At 41.4% G+C, this 13,987-nt stretch carries 11 protein-coding genes and 1 pseudogene; 10 read left to right on the forward strand and 2 right to left on the reverse strand.

Going from position 1 to position 13,987, the window contains the following annotated elements; translation table 11 throughout:
- Positions 1 to 7: 7 nt before the first annotated feature.
- From GSQ66_RS02365 to GSQ66_RS02400, 9 genes and pseudogenes are all read left to right on the forward strand, one after another.
- Entirely contained in the window at positions 8 to 1,141 is a 1,134-nt protein-coding gene (locus GSQ66_RS02365; RefSeq protein WP_162425989.1) for an acyltransferase family protein, read from the forward strand.
- Positions 1,142 to 1,160: 19 nt separating this feature from the next.
- Positions 1,161 to 2,275, forward strand: a pseudogene (wecB, locus tag GSQ66_RS02370) (non-hydrolyzing UDP-N-acetylglucosamine 2-epimerase).
- Positions 2,259 to 4,145 carry an alginate lyase family protein gene (locus GSQ66_RS02375; protein ID WP_162425990.1) on the forward strand — a complete coding sequence of 629 codons (1,887 nt, stop codon included), beginning with the start codon at positions 2,259 to 2,261 and terminating at the stop codon, positions 4,143 to 4,145. Before wecB ends, GSQ66_RS02375 begins: the two are co-directional and overlap by 17 nt.
- Complete coding sequence (locus tag GSQ66_RS18755) at positions 4,145 to 4,453, forward strand: glycosyltransferase family protein (RefSeq protein WP_202923386.1); 309 nt, start codon at positions 4,145 to 4,147, stop codon at positions 4,451 to 4,453. The genes GSQ66_RS02375 and GSQ66_RS18755 overlap by 1 nt, the downstream gene beginning before the upstream one ends.
- Entirely contained in the window at positions 4,441 to 5,412 is a 972-nt protein-coding gene (locus GSQ66_RS02380; protein ID WP_202923387.1) for a glycosyltransferase family 4 protein, read from the forward strand. The genes GSQ66_RS18755 and GSQ66_RS02380 overlap by 13 nt, the downstream gene beginning before the upstream one ends.
- The gene (locus tag GSQ66_RS02385) at positions 5,381 to 5,986 is read left to right on the forward strand and encodes a sugar transferase (RefSeq protein ID WP_162425991.1); all 606 of its coding nucleotides are present in this window, start codon (positions 5,381 to 5,383) and stop codon (positions 5,984 to 5,986) included. Before GSQ66_RS02380 ends, GSQ66_RS02385 begins: the two co-directional genes overlap by 32 nt.
- Position 5,987: 1 nt before the next feature.
- Positions 5,988 to 6,590, forward strand: a complete 603-nt coding sequence (locus GSQ66_RS02390; protein ID WP_162425992.1) for an acetyltransferase — start codon at positions 5,988 to 5,990, stop codon at positions 6,588 to 6,590.
- Positions 6,583 to 7,731 (forward strand): DegT/DnrJ/EryC1/StrS family aminotransferase, encoded by a 1,149-nt coding sequence (locus GSQ66_RS02395; RefSeq protein WP_162425993.1) that lies wholly within the window; start codon positions 6,583 to 6,585, stop codon positions 7,729 to 7,731. Before GSQ66_RS02390 ends, GSQ66_RS02395 begins: the two co-directional genes overlap by 8 nt.
- Before the next feature lie 353 nt (positions 7,732 to 8,084).
- Positions 8,085 to 10,010, forward strand: coding sequence for a polysaccharide biosynthesis protein (locus GSQ66_RS02400; protein WP_162425994.1), 1,926 nt, complete (start codon positions 8,085 to 8,087; stop codon positions 10,008 to 10,010).
- Positions 10,011 to 11,148: 1,138 nt separating this feature from the next.
- Here GSQ66_RS02400 and GSQ66_RS19185 read toward each other — a convergent pair.
- Together GSQ66_RS19185 and GSQ66_RS02410 are read right to left on the reverse strand one after the other, a co-directional pair.
- Positions 11,149 to 11,613, reverse strand: a complete 465-nt coding sequence (locus GSQ66_RS19185; protein WP_394351424.1) for an IS5 family transposase — start codon at positions 11,611 to 11,613, stop codon at positions 11,149 to 11,151.
- A 94-nt stretch (positions 11,614 to 11,707) separates the two neighbouring features.
- A complete protein-coding gene (locus GSQ66_RS02410) occupies positions 11,708 to 12,001 on the reverse strand; it encodes a transposase (protein ID WP_162425995.1) in 294 nt (97 codons plus the stop codon).
- Between the two features lie 239 nt (positions 12,002 to 12,240).
- Here GSQ66_RS02410 and GSQ66_RS02415 point away from each other — a divergent pair, with 239 nt between their 5' ends.
- Positions 12,241 to 13,884, forward strand: coding sequence for an ABC-F family ATP-binding cassette domain-containing protein (locus GSQ66_RS02415; RefSeq protein ID WP_162425996.1), 1,644 nt, complete (start codon positions 12,241 to 12,243; stop codon positions 13,882 to 13,884).
- Positions 13,885 to 13,987 lie beyond the last annotated feature (103 nt).

Consider the following 13,987-nt stretch of genomic DNA (forward strand, 5'->3'; position numbering starts at 1 on the left):
ACAAAGGATGAGAAATTGGCTAACTCCATTACAGAGGAAAACTACTTCTGGTAGTTATATGCCTGAAGTGGATTTTTTGAGATTTATAGCTATTACTGCAGTAGTTTTATTTCATATCCATGGATTTTTAATTGTAAAGCAAAATAGAGATGTCCTATTTGGAGAGCATCTAGACTATTTATTTAGGAATGGTGACCTAGGAGTACAGCTGTTTTTTGTTCTAAGTGGATTTATTTTAGCCTTACCTTTTGCAAAGGGCTACTTTTTGAGCAGCGAGGTTCCAACTTTGAAGAAATTCTACGTTAGGAGGCTAACTCGGCTTGAGCCTCCATATATACTTTTAATGACTTTACTACTACCTGTAGTTATTTTCCATAATAAGTGGCTTATTATGGAAGCAGTTAAAAGCTATCTATATTCCATAGGATATATCCATAACCTTTTAGCTGGGGATTTAAGTAAACTTATTGTTGTTACTTGGTCCCTTGAAATTGAAATTTTCTTTTATATCCTATTCCCGGCATTAGCTCTTGCGTTCAGATTGCCAAAATTTAAAAGACGGTTATTGCTTTTAGTTTCAATGTGTTTCTCACCTTACTTAAATTATAACATATTAGAACTAGAAGTACAGAACGTACTTGGCTTCTTTCAGTATTTTGCCGCAGGTATGCTGTTGGCAGACATATATCTTACAGAAAAGCCTATAAAGCTTAGTCAAGTACAAAACTTATTTGTTTTAATTGTTTGTCCATTTATACTTTTCACTATTGAGGTCGATAAAATAGGAATAGTTAATTACATAATATACCCCTTATTAATTATAGGCTTCTATTACTTGGTATTATCAAATGCTGCTTCATTTAAGATTTATAGTAACAAATATTTAGCATCAATAGGCGGTATGTGTTACAGTATGTACCTAATACATTACATTATTATTTCAGCTTTTGGTAATTATTTACAATTGTACGTCAATTCAGTTTTTGATTCAGTAGCATTCTTTATCCTTATTAGTATTATAATTTTAATTGGAACGGTAATTTTTTACTTACTTTTTGAGAAACCATTTATGAACCCTAACTGGTATAAAGTTGCTAATAAAAGGAAAAACAAAGAATCATTAGTAAAAACAACAGCTTAAAAAACTTAAATAAGAGTTAATGCTTATATCCATTATCGCAGGAGCCCGTCCAAACTTTATGAAAATAGCACCAATAATAGATGCTATTCAAAATGCCAAGGGCAAAGGCCATGACATTTCTTACAGATTAATCCATACCGGCCAGCATTACGACAAAAAGATGTCTGGCGACTTTTTTGAACAGCTAGGGATTCCGGAGCCAGATGCAAACCTGGAAGCTGGGGGGGCACACAGGCCGAACAAACTGCAGCAATTATGGTACGCTTTGAGAAAGAGTTGCTCGAAAACAGACCTGAACTTGTTCTGGTAGTTGGTGATGTTACCTCTACGATGGCCTGCGCCATTGCAGCACAAAAGCTTCATGTTCCGGTTGCACATGTGGAGGCGGGTATACGCTCCGGTGACTGGACAATGCCTGAAGAGATAAACCGCCTGGTTACAGACAGCATCAGTAATTACTTCTTTACGACTACTGAAATTGCGAATAATAATTTGGTGAAATCAGGAGTAAAGCCGGAGCATATTTTCTTCGTTGGTAATACCATGATTGATACGCTTCTGAAGCAAATGCCGAAATTCACCCAGCCATCTTTTTGGAATGATTTCGGGTTAGAAAAGCAGAAGTACCTTGTGATGACATTGCACCGCCCATCTAATGTAGATGATCCGGAGCAATTGAGAAAACTGTTGAATGTGCTGGAAAAGGGAACAGAGCAATTGCCGATTATTTTCCCAATGCACCCACGCACCCGCAATAACATTGAAAAATTTGGCATTAGCCTGAATAATGTAAAGGTGGTAGATCCACTCGGATACCTTGAGTTTAACTACTTGGTTCAACATGCAAAAGGTGTGGTTACAGACTCTGGCGGTATAACAGAAGAGACCACTGTAATGGGAGTGCCATGCATGACATTAAGAACTACAACCGAACGCCCTGAAACCTGCACTATTGGAACCAACGAATTGCTGGGAACAGATCCGGAGGCGTTGGAAGATGCTTTACAGGTATTGTTTAGTGGCAACTGGAAAAAAGGTTCAATTCCGGAGCTTTGGGATGGTAAAACGGCAGAACGTATGGTTGACGTTCTGCTTAGGTTGGACTACAGCAAAGGTAATGCCGTCGCTCAGTAAAGCATTACAGCTTATAAACAACATGGGCTGGCGATATGTCAGTTTCCGTGCTATGCATGAGGCAAAAGTACGGACAGGCATATTTAAAAAAGCATTCCCACAAGATCCTGCCTTTCAGAAATTTATTTCACTTAATGAATGGAAAAAGCAGGATGTTGCTTTTTTTATGAACGGCCGGAATGGAATTGATCTAGCAGGAATAGCAGTCCCTGCTGAACTGGCTAAAAGTTTTGAAGAGTTGAAGGAGGGGCGGTTTCGCTTCTTCTCATCTCTGTCATATAATTTAGGCAGTAACTATGATTGGATTACCAATCCTGACACTGGCTTTAAATATAGCGCACAGAAACACTGGACACAGATAAACGACTATAGTCAGGAAGCTGGTGATATTAAATTCGTTTGGGAAAAGTCCAGATTCTCATTCCTATATACTATAATCAGGAACGATGCTCATACAGGTGAAGATCACTCTGAGTGGATTTGGAAGGAAATTCTGTCGTGGATAGATGCTAATCCTATAAATAGTGGGCCTAACTATAAGTGCAGCCAGGAGATTTCTCTAAGGGTACTTAACTGGACGTTTGCTTTAAATTTCTATAAAGATACCACCTCGCTTACGGAAGAGATTTTCCAGAAAATTATATTCTCGATGTACTGGCAACTGGACCATGTATATAAGAATATTGATTTCTCCAGAATTGCTGTTCGTAACAACCACGCCATTACAGAAACGCTAACCTTATACTTAGGTGGCTTGCTTTATCCTTTTTTCCCGAAATCAGCTCTTTGGAAAGAAAAAGGAAAGAAATGGTTTGAAGAGGAAGTAGCCTACCAGGTATATGCTGATGGAACATTCCTTCAGTTTTCAATGAACTACCATAGGGTTGTTGTTCAACTCTTAACATGGGCCATACGACTTGCCGAATTAAATAAAGAATCTTTCACTGCAGTTGTATATGAGCGGGCGCAGAAAAGTTTAGAATTCCTGTTATCGTGCATGAATCTGAAAGATGGCTGGCTTCCAAATTATGGTAATAACGATGGCGCTTTATTTTTTAAATTAAATGATGCTGATTATCGGGATTACAGGCCTCAATTAGAAGCACTCAGCAGTGCCTTAGGCTTTGAATGGAAGTATGACAAGTTTGAAGATGCTATTTGGTATGGACTTACAGATAGAAATACTGAAGGCGGTACAGCAGAGACAAAAATAGGTCTGAGTCAGTTTAAGGATGGTGGTTATTACATACACAGGCAAGACGATATATTAACTTTTGTACGGTGTGGCAATCATAAGGATCGGCCACATCAGGCAGATAATTTACATCTCGATATCTGGCACAACGGTATAAACTATCTGCACGACGCTGGGAGTTATAAATACAATACTGATAATGCACAGTTAAAATACTTTATGGGCACTCAATCCCATAATACAATTATGCTTGGGGATAATGACCAGATGGAGAAAGGTGCAAGATTTATCTGGTATCATTGGTCGCAGTGCGAGAGCGTTCAAACTACAGATAATAAAGATTACTTTATCTTTGAGGGAACGATTAAAGCGTTTCAACATGTCTCTAAGAACATCAGACATTGCAGGAAAATAATTGTAAGCAAGAAAAAGCCAGAGTGGTTGATCGAGGACATGATTCTGAAAAAACCAGATGGTTTGGAAATGCATCAGTTATGGCATACAAAACATTTGAGTAAGCTTAACTTTGTAGCTCAGATACAAAATAAAGAGCAGGTTGCCCCGCTTATAAGAGAGGGATATTACTCTGATTATTATGGCAAAAAAGAACTTTGTTCGGAAATAGTGTTTACAACCAAAGCAGATACTATTACGACTAGGATCACAATTTTATAATGAAAATACTTTTATTACACCAGTACTTCTTAGAGGAAGATGATCCGGGCGGGTCTCGTTTTAACGAAATGACGAAGCAATGGTCCGATCAGGGCCATGAGATAACTGTTATAGCAGGCATGATGCACTATAATGGAAGTCAGAAGCGAGAGGAATATAAAGGGAAGTGGTTTAAAAGAAAACACCAGGGGCAGGTTAATGTCTGGCGAACCCACGTTTCTGAAAGTTATAATTCTGGTTTCCTTGGTCGCCTTTGGGGTATTTTTCTTTTGTGTTTTCCTCCCTATGGTCGGGTTTGTTTAAAGTAAAAGGTAAGTATGATATTATACTGGTAACCTCGCCGCCTCTGTTCGTAGGCATAACAGCATACTTTCTGTCTAAGTTAAAGAGAGTACCTTTTGTATTCGAAATAAGGGATCTTTGGCCTGAATCAGCAATTGACACAGGGGTTGTAACAAATAAAGCTATAATAAAGCTAGCCTATTGGTTTGAAGCTTTCATCTATGAAAAGGCCAAACTTATTAATGTTCTGACTCCTGCTTTTAGAGAAACCCTGATTGAGAAAAAAGGTGTAGCACCGGAGAAAATTATTTTTATCCCTAATGCTGCGGATTTCAGCTTATCAGATAAAATACTGGAAAGCTTCGATGCTGAGGATTTCAGAGATGAAAAAGGTTGGAATGGCCGTTTCGTGATAACCTATGTTGGGGCTCATGGCGTTGCTAACCATCTGGAGCAAATTCTGGAAACAGCAAACCTGCTTAGAGATACAAATGTATTGTTTGTGTTAATTGGATCTGGAATGCAGAAAGCAAAGCTGGTTACGCAGGCATCAGCCATGAAATTGGATAATGTTCAGTTTTTAGACTCGGTATCGAAGGCGGATGTATTCAAATATATTTTAGCTTCGGATATGGGTACTTCTGTACTTAAAAAGGTAGATACTTTTAAGACTGTTTACTCAAATAAAACATTTGATTACATGGCCTGTAAGAGACCAATTCTAATGGCTATTGACGGTGTTTCCAGAAAGCTGGTTGAAGAAGCGGAAGCGGGGATATATGTAGAGCCGGAGGATTCAGAAGATTTTGCTTCAAAGATCAGGTTATATCTAAATAATCCGGAACGGGTAGCTTCTGAAGGAGTAAATGGTTATCTGTATGCGAAGCAGAACTTTGATAGAAAAGTTTTAGCTAATAAGTATGTTGCCTATTTGAAAGGATTTGATAAAAATTATGTACAAGAACCAGTTAAAGCGGTTTATTGATTTCATATTAGCTACAACTGCATTTATTATTGCGCTACCCATTTTCGCAATAGTTACCCTGTGTCTTATAATTGCAAACCACGGCAAGCCATTCTTCCTGCAGCCTCGCCCTGGTAAAAATGGGCTGATCTTCCGTGTCATCAAGTTCAAAACAATGAACGATCAGAAAGATGCGCAGGGAAATTTGCTTCCAGACGATAAAAGACTCACGGCTATAGGTAACTTTGTCCGCAAAACATCCTTAGACGAAATCCCACAATTGCTGAATGTGATCAAAGGCGATATGAGTTTAATAGGTCCTCGTCCTTTGCTGGTTGAATATCTTCCTTTATACAACAAAGTACAGAGCAGGAGGCATGAAGTAAGGCCCGGTATTACTGGCTGGGCACAGGTTAATGGCAGAAATGCGATTAGCTGGGAGGAGAAATTCAAGTATGATGTGTGGTATGTGGATAATATTTCCTTTCTGCTGGATTTGAAAATCATTTTTCTTACTATCCAGAAAGTTTTTAAATCTGAAGGGATAAGTGCGGACGGTAACGTAACCATGCCTAAGTTTCAGGGGAGCAACTAATATGTACTTATTCGGAGCAAGCGGTCATGCCAAGGTTATAATGGATGTACTAAATAATATGTCTGTGCCTGTTACAGGTTTGTTTGATGATAACCCTGCTGTTAAAGAATTAAATGGCACTGCTGTATTAGGTAAGTATGCCGGACAAGAGCTTGATGCAGAACTAATCATTAGTATTGGCGATAACAACATAAGATCTAAAATAGCAAATCAACTTCAGGTACAGTTTGGTAAGGCCATAGCCAAAAGCGCAACTATTTCAAACTCAGCAGACATTGCAGAAGGTACTGTTGTGATGCAAGGTGCAATTATACAAGCTAGTACGCAAGTAGGTAAACACGCCATCATAAATACACGTGCAAGTATAGATCATGACTGTCTGGTTGGTAATTTTGTTCATGTTTCTCCAGGTGCCGTGCTGTGTGGTAATGTACATGTAGGAGAAGGTAGTCACATTGGGGCCGGTGCCATAGTTATACCAAACCTAAGGATAGGGAAATGGTGCAAGATAGGCGCTGGAGCTGTCGTTATCAGTGATATTCCGGATTTTTCAACTGCTGTGGGAAACCCGGCACGAATTATAAAATGCAATCAAAATGAATAACAAAATATGGCTCTCTTCTCCACACATGGGAGGTGCTGAAGAGAAGTATGTAAAAGAAGCTTTCGATACGAATTGGATTGCTCCGCTGGGACCTAATGTTGATGGCTTTGAGAAGGATCTGGAAAGCTATTTAGGCAACGGAGTGCATGTAGCGGCGCTTAGTTCTGGTACAGCTGCCCTGCATCTGGCGCTTATCATACTTGGTGTAAAAGCCGGAGATGAAGTGATCTGCCAATCGATGACCTTCTCTGCTTCTGCTAACCCGATTGCCTACCAGGGAGCAACCCCTGTTTTTGTAGATAGCGAAGAACGCACCTGGAACATGTCGCCGGAGTACCTGGAAGAAGCTATAGTTGACAGAATAAGCAAAGGCAATAAACCGAAAGCTATTATAGTAGTGCATCTTTATGGTATGCCAGCTGAAATGGACCGCATCATGGAAATTGCCAACAAGTATGAAATATCTGTTCTGGAAGATGCAGCTGAGGCTTTGGGTTCGAGCTATAAAGGCCGGCCTTTGGGCACTTTTGGTTCCATGAGTATTTTATCATTTAACGGAAACAAGATCATTACTACTTCCGGTGGTGGTGCGCTGGTTTCCACGAACGAGGAATGGATAAAAAAAGCACGTTTCCTGGCTACGCAGGCCCGAGATAATGCACCACATTACCAGCATTCACATATAGGCTATAATTACCGAATGAGCAATATATGTGCTGGTATTGGCCGTGGGCAAATGGAAGTACTGCAGGAACGTGTTCAGCAACGACGCAGCAACTTTGATCGCTATAAAGCTGTATTTGATACTAATGAGGCTATTTCTTTCCACGAAGAAGTTTCTGCAGAGTACTACTCCAACAGGTGGCTATCAACAGTACTTGTTGACGAAGAATCTGGGGTGAGCCGTGAAGATATCAGATTAGCACTGGAAAAGCAGAATATCGAAAGCAGGCCCTTATGGAAACCGATGCATCTGCAGCCAGTTTTTGAAGATGCACCATTTTATGGAGATGGTACAAGCGAGAAACTTTTCAGAGATGGCTTATGTCTTCCTTCCGGTTCTAATTTGCAACCGGAGGAGATCGAAAGTGTAATTGACATTATAAGCACATGCTTTTCAGATGTTTCACAAACAACCTGAATTTAAAGTAAAAAATGAAAAGGGCTGTTTTACAGCCCTTTTTTAATCCAAGAAACTGAAGGCTTTATGCAGTGTATCAGATACATAAAGATTATTGGATATTTTTTTCGTAACTTTTTAGTAAATTCTGGAGTATAGTGCCTCCAAATATCTGATAAGCCGGACACTTAACTAGTTAGCGGCTATTTCATACAAGTTATGTATGAGCTGATATAATAATTCCTAGTAACGTAAAAATGGAAATATTGCATTTGCAATTAAAAGTAATACATACCGTTATGCTCATATAGTGCAAATTTTGATTAAATTTGCACTCCAGTATTTTTTACTAGTTTCGCGCTGTTCACCCTAATATGAAATTATACTTACTTAATAAATCTTTGCCTAAATGGATCATTCTCTTGATCGATCAGGTCATTGCCAGTTGGTCCTTTGTCTTCTCTTTTCTTTTAATACGCCAGTTCGAGTTCACTGATCTTTTAAGAGGGCACTTTACCATTTACGTAGGACTTTACTGCCTTGTATACCTGTGTACTTCTTATCTAATGCGTATCCATACAGGACTTATCCGTTATTCCGGTACACAGGATATTATCCGGATATTTACGGCTGTCCTCACATCGAGCCTGATTTATGGAACTGTGGTTGCTATAGTTGTGGGACCGATGTTTCATTTGCAGACGGTCAATATATTTGTTGTACTGCTGGTAAACTTCTTTATTTCTTCCTCACTGTTAATCATGCTTCGCATAGGAGCAAAGGCACTGTTTTACTACATAAAGCGTAGTACTTCAGGTGAAAGAGAAACAGTAATGATCTATGGTTCAAATGGTTATTCTTTGCTTGTAAAGCAGGCACTTGAAACCAGTGGCATGGGGAAATACATTATTGCAGGTTTTATAGATGACAATCCTAATAAAGTAGATAAAACGATTCAGCAGGTTCGGGTGTATCGTGGCAAGGATATCAAGAAACTGCATAAAACGATACATATTGATAAGCTTTTTGTTTTAAGTGAGGATCTTAAAACAGATGATAAAAAGAAAGTAATCGAGAAATGTGTTGAACTGGGAATTAAGGTTCTGACTGTGCCACCTACTGCTGAGTGGATGACAGGACATCTGAGATTAAATCAGATACAGGACCTTAAAATAGAAGATCTTTTACAACGACCACCTATCGTAATTGAGAATAAGAAAGTATCGCGCGACCTGTCCGGTAAACGGGTTTTGATAACCGGTGGGGCCGGTTCAATCGGGTCTGAGATTGTAAGGCAGGTGCTGAGTTATAACCCTGAGATGGTTATTATTTGTGACCAGGCAGAGTCTCCGTTACATGAGTTGCAATTGGAGATGGAAGAAGCATATCCGGGTTCGGAGCTTAAGCTTTGTATTGCTGATATCCAGAATTTCAATAGGATGTATTCTATTTTTAAAGAGTATACCCCTCACTTTGTGTATCATGCTGCTGCGTATAAGCATGTGCCTATGATGGAAAATAATCCTGCCGAAGCGATACTCACCAATGTTCAGGGGACTAAAAACCTCGCCGACTTGTCAATGACTTTTGATGTGGAGAAATTTGTAATGGTTTCTACGGATAAGGCGGTCAATCCGACAAACATTATGGGGGCTTCCAAGCGAATTGCTGAGATCTACATTCAGTCGCTGAATAGTGTTGGCAAAGATGTGCAGCAAAGCAAGGATAATAAAGGAAAGCAAACCCGCTTCATTACTACCCGTTTTGGAAATGTATTAGGTTCAAATGGTTCTGTTATTCCGCGTTTCAGGGCACAGATACAGAAGGGTGGACCCATTACAGTAACGCACCCGGATATTACACGCTATTTTATGACCATCCCGGAGGCAGTGCAACTTGTGTTGGAAGCCGGAACGATGGGCAAAGGAGGTGAGATCTTTATCTTTGATATGGGAGAGCCCGTAAAGATCGTGAACCTGGCGAAAAAGATGATCAAGCTTGCAGGTTTGGTACCTGGAGTTGATATTGATATCGTGTACTCAGGGTTGAGACCAGGAGAGAAACTATACGAAGAATTACTAAATGAGGAGGAAACCACTATTCCTACGCACCATCATAAGATCAAGATCTCGAAAGTAAGAGAATACGCCTATAACGAGGTTGTGGCAGATGTAAATGAGCTCCTAACCTTAAGTAAAGAAAGTGAAGAACTGGCGGCTGTAAAGAAAATGAAAGTTATGGTGCCGGAGTTCCTAAGCAAAAACTCGCGTTTCGAACAACTTGACACAGTAACGGAGTAAAACTACTCACAGTAAAACAATAATCCCCATTAGTCTGGTTTAGGCCAAGAATGATGGGGATTATTGTTTTAGCGCGTTTAGCCCGGCAGAGATAGGAATTGTGTCTGACCCGGGGTTTTCAGGATGCTGCTTTATCCCTTCCCAACCTTCCCTAAAAACAGGGGAAGGAGTATTACCTTGATATTAATTTATTTATAGTTGAGTTTGTACAGCTGGCGAGAGTCTCCAGACCCGCGACTTGCAGTGAACGTGGTGTCTCCTGACTCCACTGGCCAGGAAGGGATAGAAATTGGCTGAACCGGGGTTTATAGGATTAAACGATTTTCAGGATGTGGTTTTTGCTATAGTTTATAGTTGCTGGTTTAACCCACCCCTGCCCCTCCCGTGAGGGGACTTTCTGCTGTTGCTATAGTTAAGATTATAGTTTCATAGTTACAGACCATGCGCGGACAGGTGGCGACCCAAAGCCGTCAACTTAAGGATTTTTACTATCTAAACTGTCATTTCGAACAGCGTGAGAAATCTATTTGAGATATATTCAAGATTGTTCTAAATAGATCTCTCCTGTCGTCGAGATGACAAATTCGGCTTAAGTTGACGGCATTGGGTCGCCACCTGCCCATACGGATAGAATTGTATAGACGCAATACTTTGCGTCTTGTTTCCAGTTGTAAACACGCCAGCTATGCGAAATATCTTAGTCTTTGAGTTGAGCGCCTCGAGAGATTTCCGGTGCTATCAGGCATGTCGACGTTAAGAGCCAAGGAAGCGAAAGCAGCGCGATGCCCGAAATAGTTTAACCTGAAAGCTTTCGAGAGGGCCTTCCTTAAAGAGGGCCCCTTCCCCCGCCGTGAGGGCACCAAAGCCAACTATAGAACAATAGGCAAGTAGGGCTCTCAGGATTGGAAGTAGCTTTGAAAGTGAAGGCTTGTGTCCAGTTGCAACAACCTTCAAATATAGCACCAGACGCAAACAGGAACTGCGCACACTGTTAGGTCTTTATCAAACTATATCCTGAGATAGATTTTTCACGTTGTTCGAAACAACAAAGAAGAAACAGTAGAACGATAGCCAGGCTCCTTCCCCTGTTTTTAGGGGAAGGTTGGGAAAGGGTAATAAATGCCGACGCTAGCAGGACCTAGGGTGTGTTTGAAAAGTGTTTTTTAAGGATAATGTAGATGAATCCTAAAGTTACGAGGCATAAATACACTTTATCTAACTTGTCAAATCTGGTAGCTATCCTTCTATATTCCTTGATTCTGCCATATAGCCGCTCAATGACGTTCCTTTGGCGGTAGGCTTGCGTATCAAAAGTGGGCTTGGGTCCCTTTCTTCGCCGTTTGCTACCTTCAGGCAATTTCCGTTCGGCTATAGTGGCTTTTACCCCTCGTTTGCTCAGCCACCGGCGAAATGGCTGACTGTCATAGCCCTTGTCGGCTATCAACATATTAGGTTTAAGTCTGGGCCTGCCTTTTGTTAGTTGTAATTGGCACTGGCCCAATAAGAAGCTGGCCTGCGTGATTTCATTTATCTGGCCGCCTGTCAGCAGCATCTGTATAGGCAGGCCTTGCCCCTCACAAACCAGGTGCAGTTTACTGCTCAACCCGCCCCTGCTTCTTCCCAGCGCCTGTGGGCCACTTTTTTTTTCCGGCCCCAGCGGCTGCCTTATGCGCTTTTACAATCGTGGCATCGATCATTCAGGTCTGAGGCGCTATTAAGCCTTTCTCATCCAGCTTAAGCCGTAACTGCTCAAATATCCGCTCTAAAACCCCTTGCTTTTGCCAGTGCCGGAACCGGTCATACACCGTCTGCCAGGGGCCATAACGGTCAGGAAGGTCTCGCCAGCTGGCCCCGCTATTGAGCATCCAGAACATGCCGTTGAGCAAGGTGCGATCATCCCGACGCGGGCGGCCAAAGCCTTTCGCTTCATGGGGAAGCAACAAGGCTACAAGATCCCATTGTTGATCACTAAGTTCATAACGCCGCTTCATCTTCTTCCTTTTAAACTCTGATGAAGTTTTACGGGTTTAGTTACTTTTCAGACACACCCTAGGCACGCTGCCTGGTAAAAAATTCTGTAAATCAATATAATCCACATTACCCCCGGTTCAAATAGATGAAACCTTTTACACCTCAATTTCCTTACTCTCCGGGGCGATGGCTCTGGCTATAGTTTGTAAACCAAAATTCGAAAGATAACACTTATCTTTGCAGCCTTAACTATAAATTTATGATCTCAGTTGACGCGGTTGCGGTAGAGTTTAATGGCTCTACGCTGTTTAGCAACGTTTCTTTTAATATCAACGAAAACGACCGGATTGCCCTGATGGGGAAGAATGGGGCCGGTAAATCTACACTGTTAAAAATTATTGCAGGCGCTAGCAAGCCCACTCGTGGTAAAATATCTGCCCCTAAGGAAGCTGTAATTGCCTACCTGCCGCAGCACTTACTGACTGAAGATAACTGCACTGTTTTTGAAGAAGCATCGAAGGCGTTTGCCAAGGTGCTGGACATGAAAAAGCAGATGGATGAGCTGAACGCGCAACTGGAGATCCGCACTGATTACGACTCTGACGACTACTATAAGCTAATCGAGCAGGTATCGGAGCTAGGGGAGAAGTATTACTCTATTGAAGAGATAAATTTTGATGCCGAGGTTGAAAAAACATTGCTTGGCCTGGGTTTCCTGAGAACTGACTTTACAAGACCAACCAGCGAGTTTAGTGGTGGCTGGCGTATGCGCATTGAGCTGGCCAAGATACTGCTTCAGAAGCCCGATCTGATTCTGCTGGATGAGCCTACTAACCACATGGACATAGAATCGATTCAGTGGCTGGAGGATTTCTTGGTAAATAATGCCAAAGCGGTGATTGTGATCTCGCACGACAAAACTTTTGTGGATAACATTACTAACCGAACGATTGAGGTTACGATGGGCCGCATTTACGACTATAAGGTAAACTATAGCCAGTATCTGCAACTGCGCAAGGAGCGCCGTGAGCAGCAGCAGAAACAATACGATGACCAGCAGAAAGAGATCGCCGATATTCAGGGGTTTATAGATCGCTTTAAAGGCACTTATTCTAAAACGCTTCAGGTACAGTCAAGGGTAAAGATGCTGGAAAAGATGGAGATAATTGAAGTAGATGAAGTGGACACATCTGCGCTGAATCTTAAATTTCCGCCGGCACCGCGTTCGGGCAATTATCCTGTAATTGCAGAAGGCCTGACCAAGAAATATGGCGATCATACGGTGTTCAGTGATGCGTCGCTAACTATAGAGCGAGGCGAGAAGATTGCATTTGTGGGTAAGAACGGAGAGGGTAAGTCTACGCTGGTGAAAGCCATTATGGGAGAGATTGATTTTGAAGGCAAGCTGCAACTGGGCCATAACTGTATGATCGGGTATTTTGCCCAGAACCAGGCCTCATTGTTAGACGAAGACCTGACCGTTTTCCAGACGATAGATGAGATTGCGATCGGCGATGTGCGTACACGTGTTAAGGATCTGCTGGGTGCATTTATGTTCAGTGGCGATACCATTGAAAAGAAGGTTAAAGTACTTTCGGGTGGTGAGAAAACACGACTGGCTATGATCAGGCTGTTGTTGCAACCGGTTAACCTGCTCATCCTGGATGAGCCTACAAACCATCTTGATATCAAAACAAAGGATATTTTGAAAGATGCGTTGAAGGCGTTTGATGGGACCCTGATTCTTGTATCACATGACCGTGATTTCCTGGATGGACTGGCTAACAAAGTATTTGAGTTTGGTAACAAGCGCATACGGGAGCACTTCGAAGATATTAATGGTTTCCTGAGAAATAAGAAAATGGAGAACCTGCGCGAGATAGAGCGTACTGTAGCGAAGTAAACTATAGTTGCTATAGTTAGGTAAATCAATTCCATTATCCCAAAAACTAAAAGAGCTGCCTTTAAGAAGGCAGCTCTTTTAGTTAATAAAATTCAATTATTGC

The organism is Pontibacter pudoricolor, assembly GCF_010092985.1.
GTDB lineage: Bacteria > Bacteroidota > Bacteroidia > Cytophagales > Hymenobacteraceae > Pontibacter > Pontibacter pudoricolor.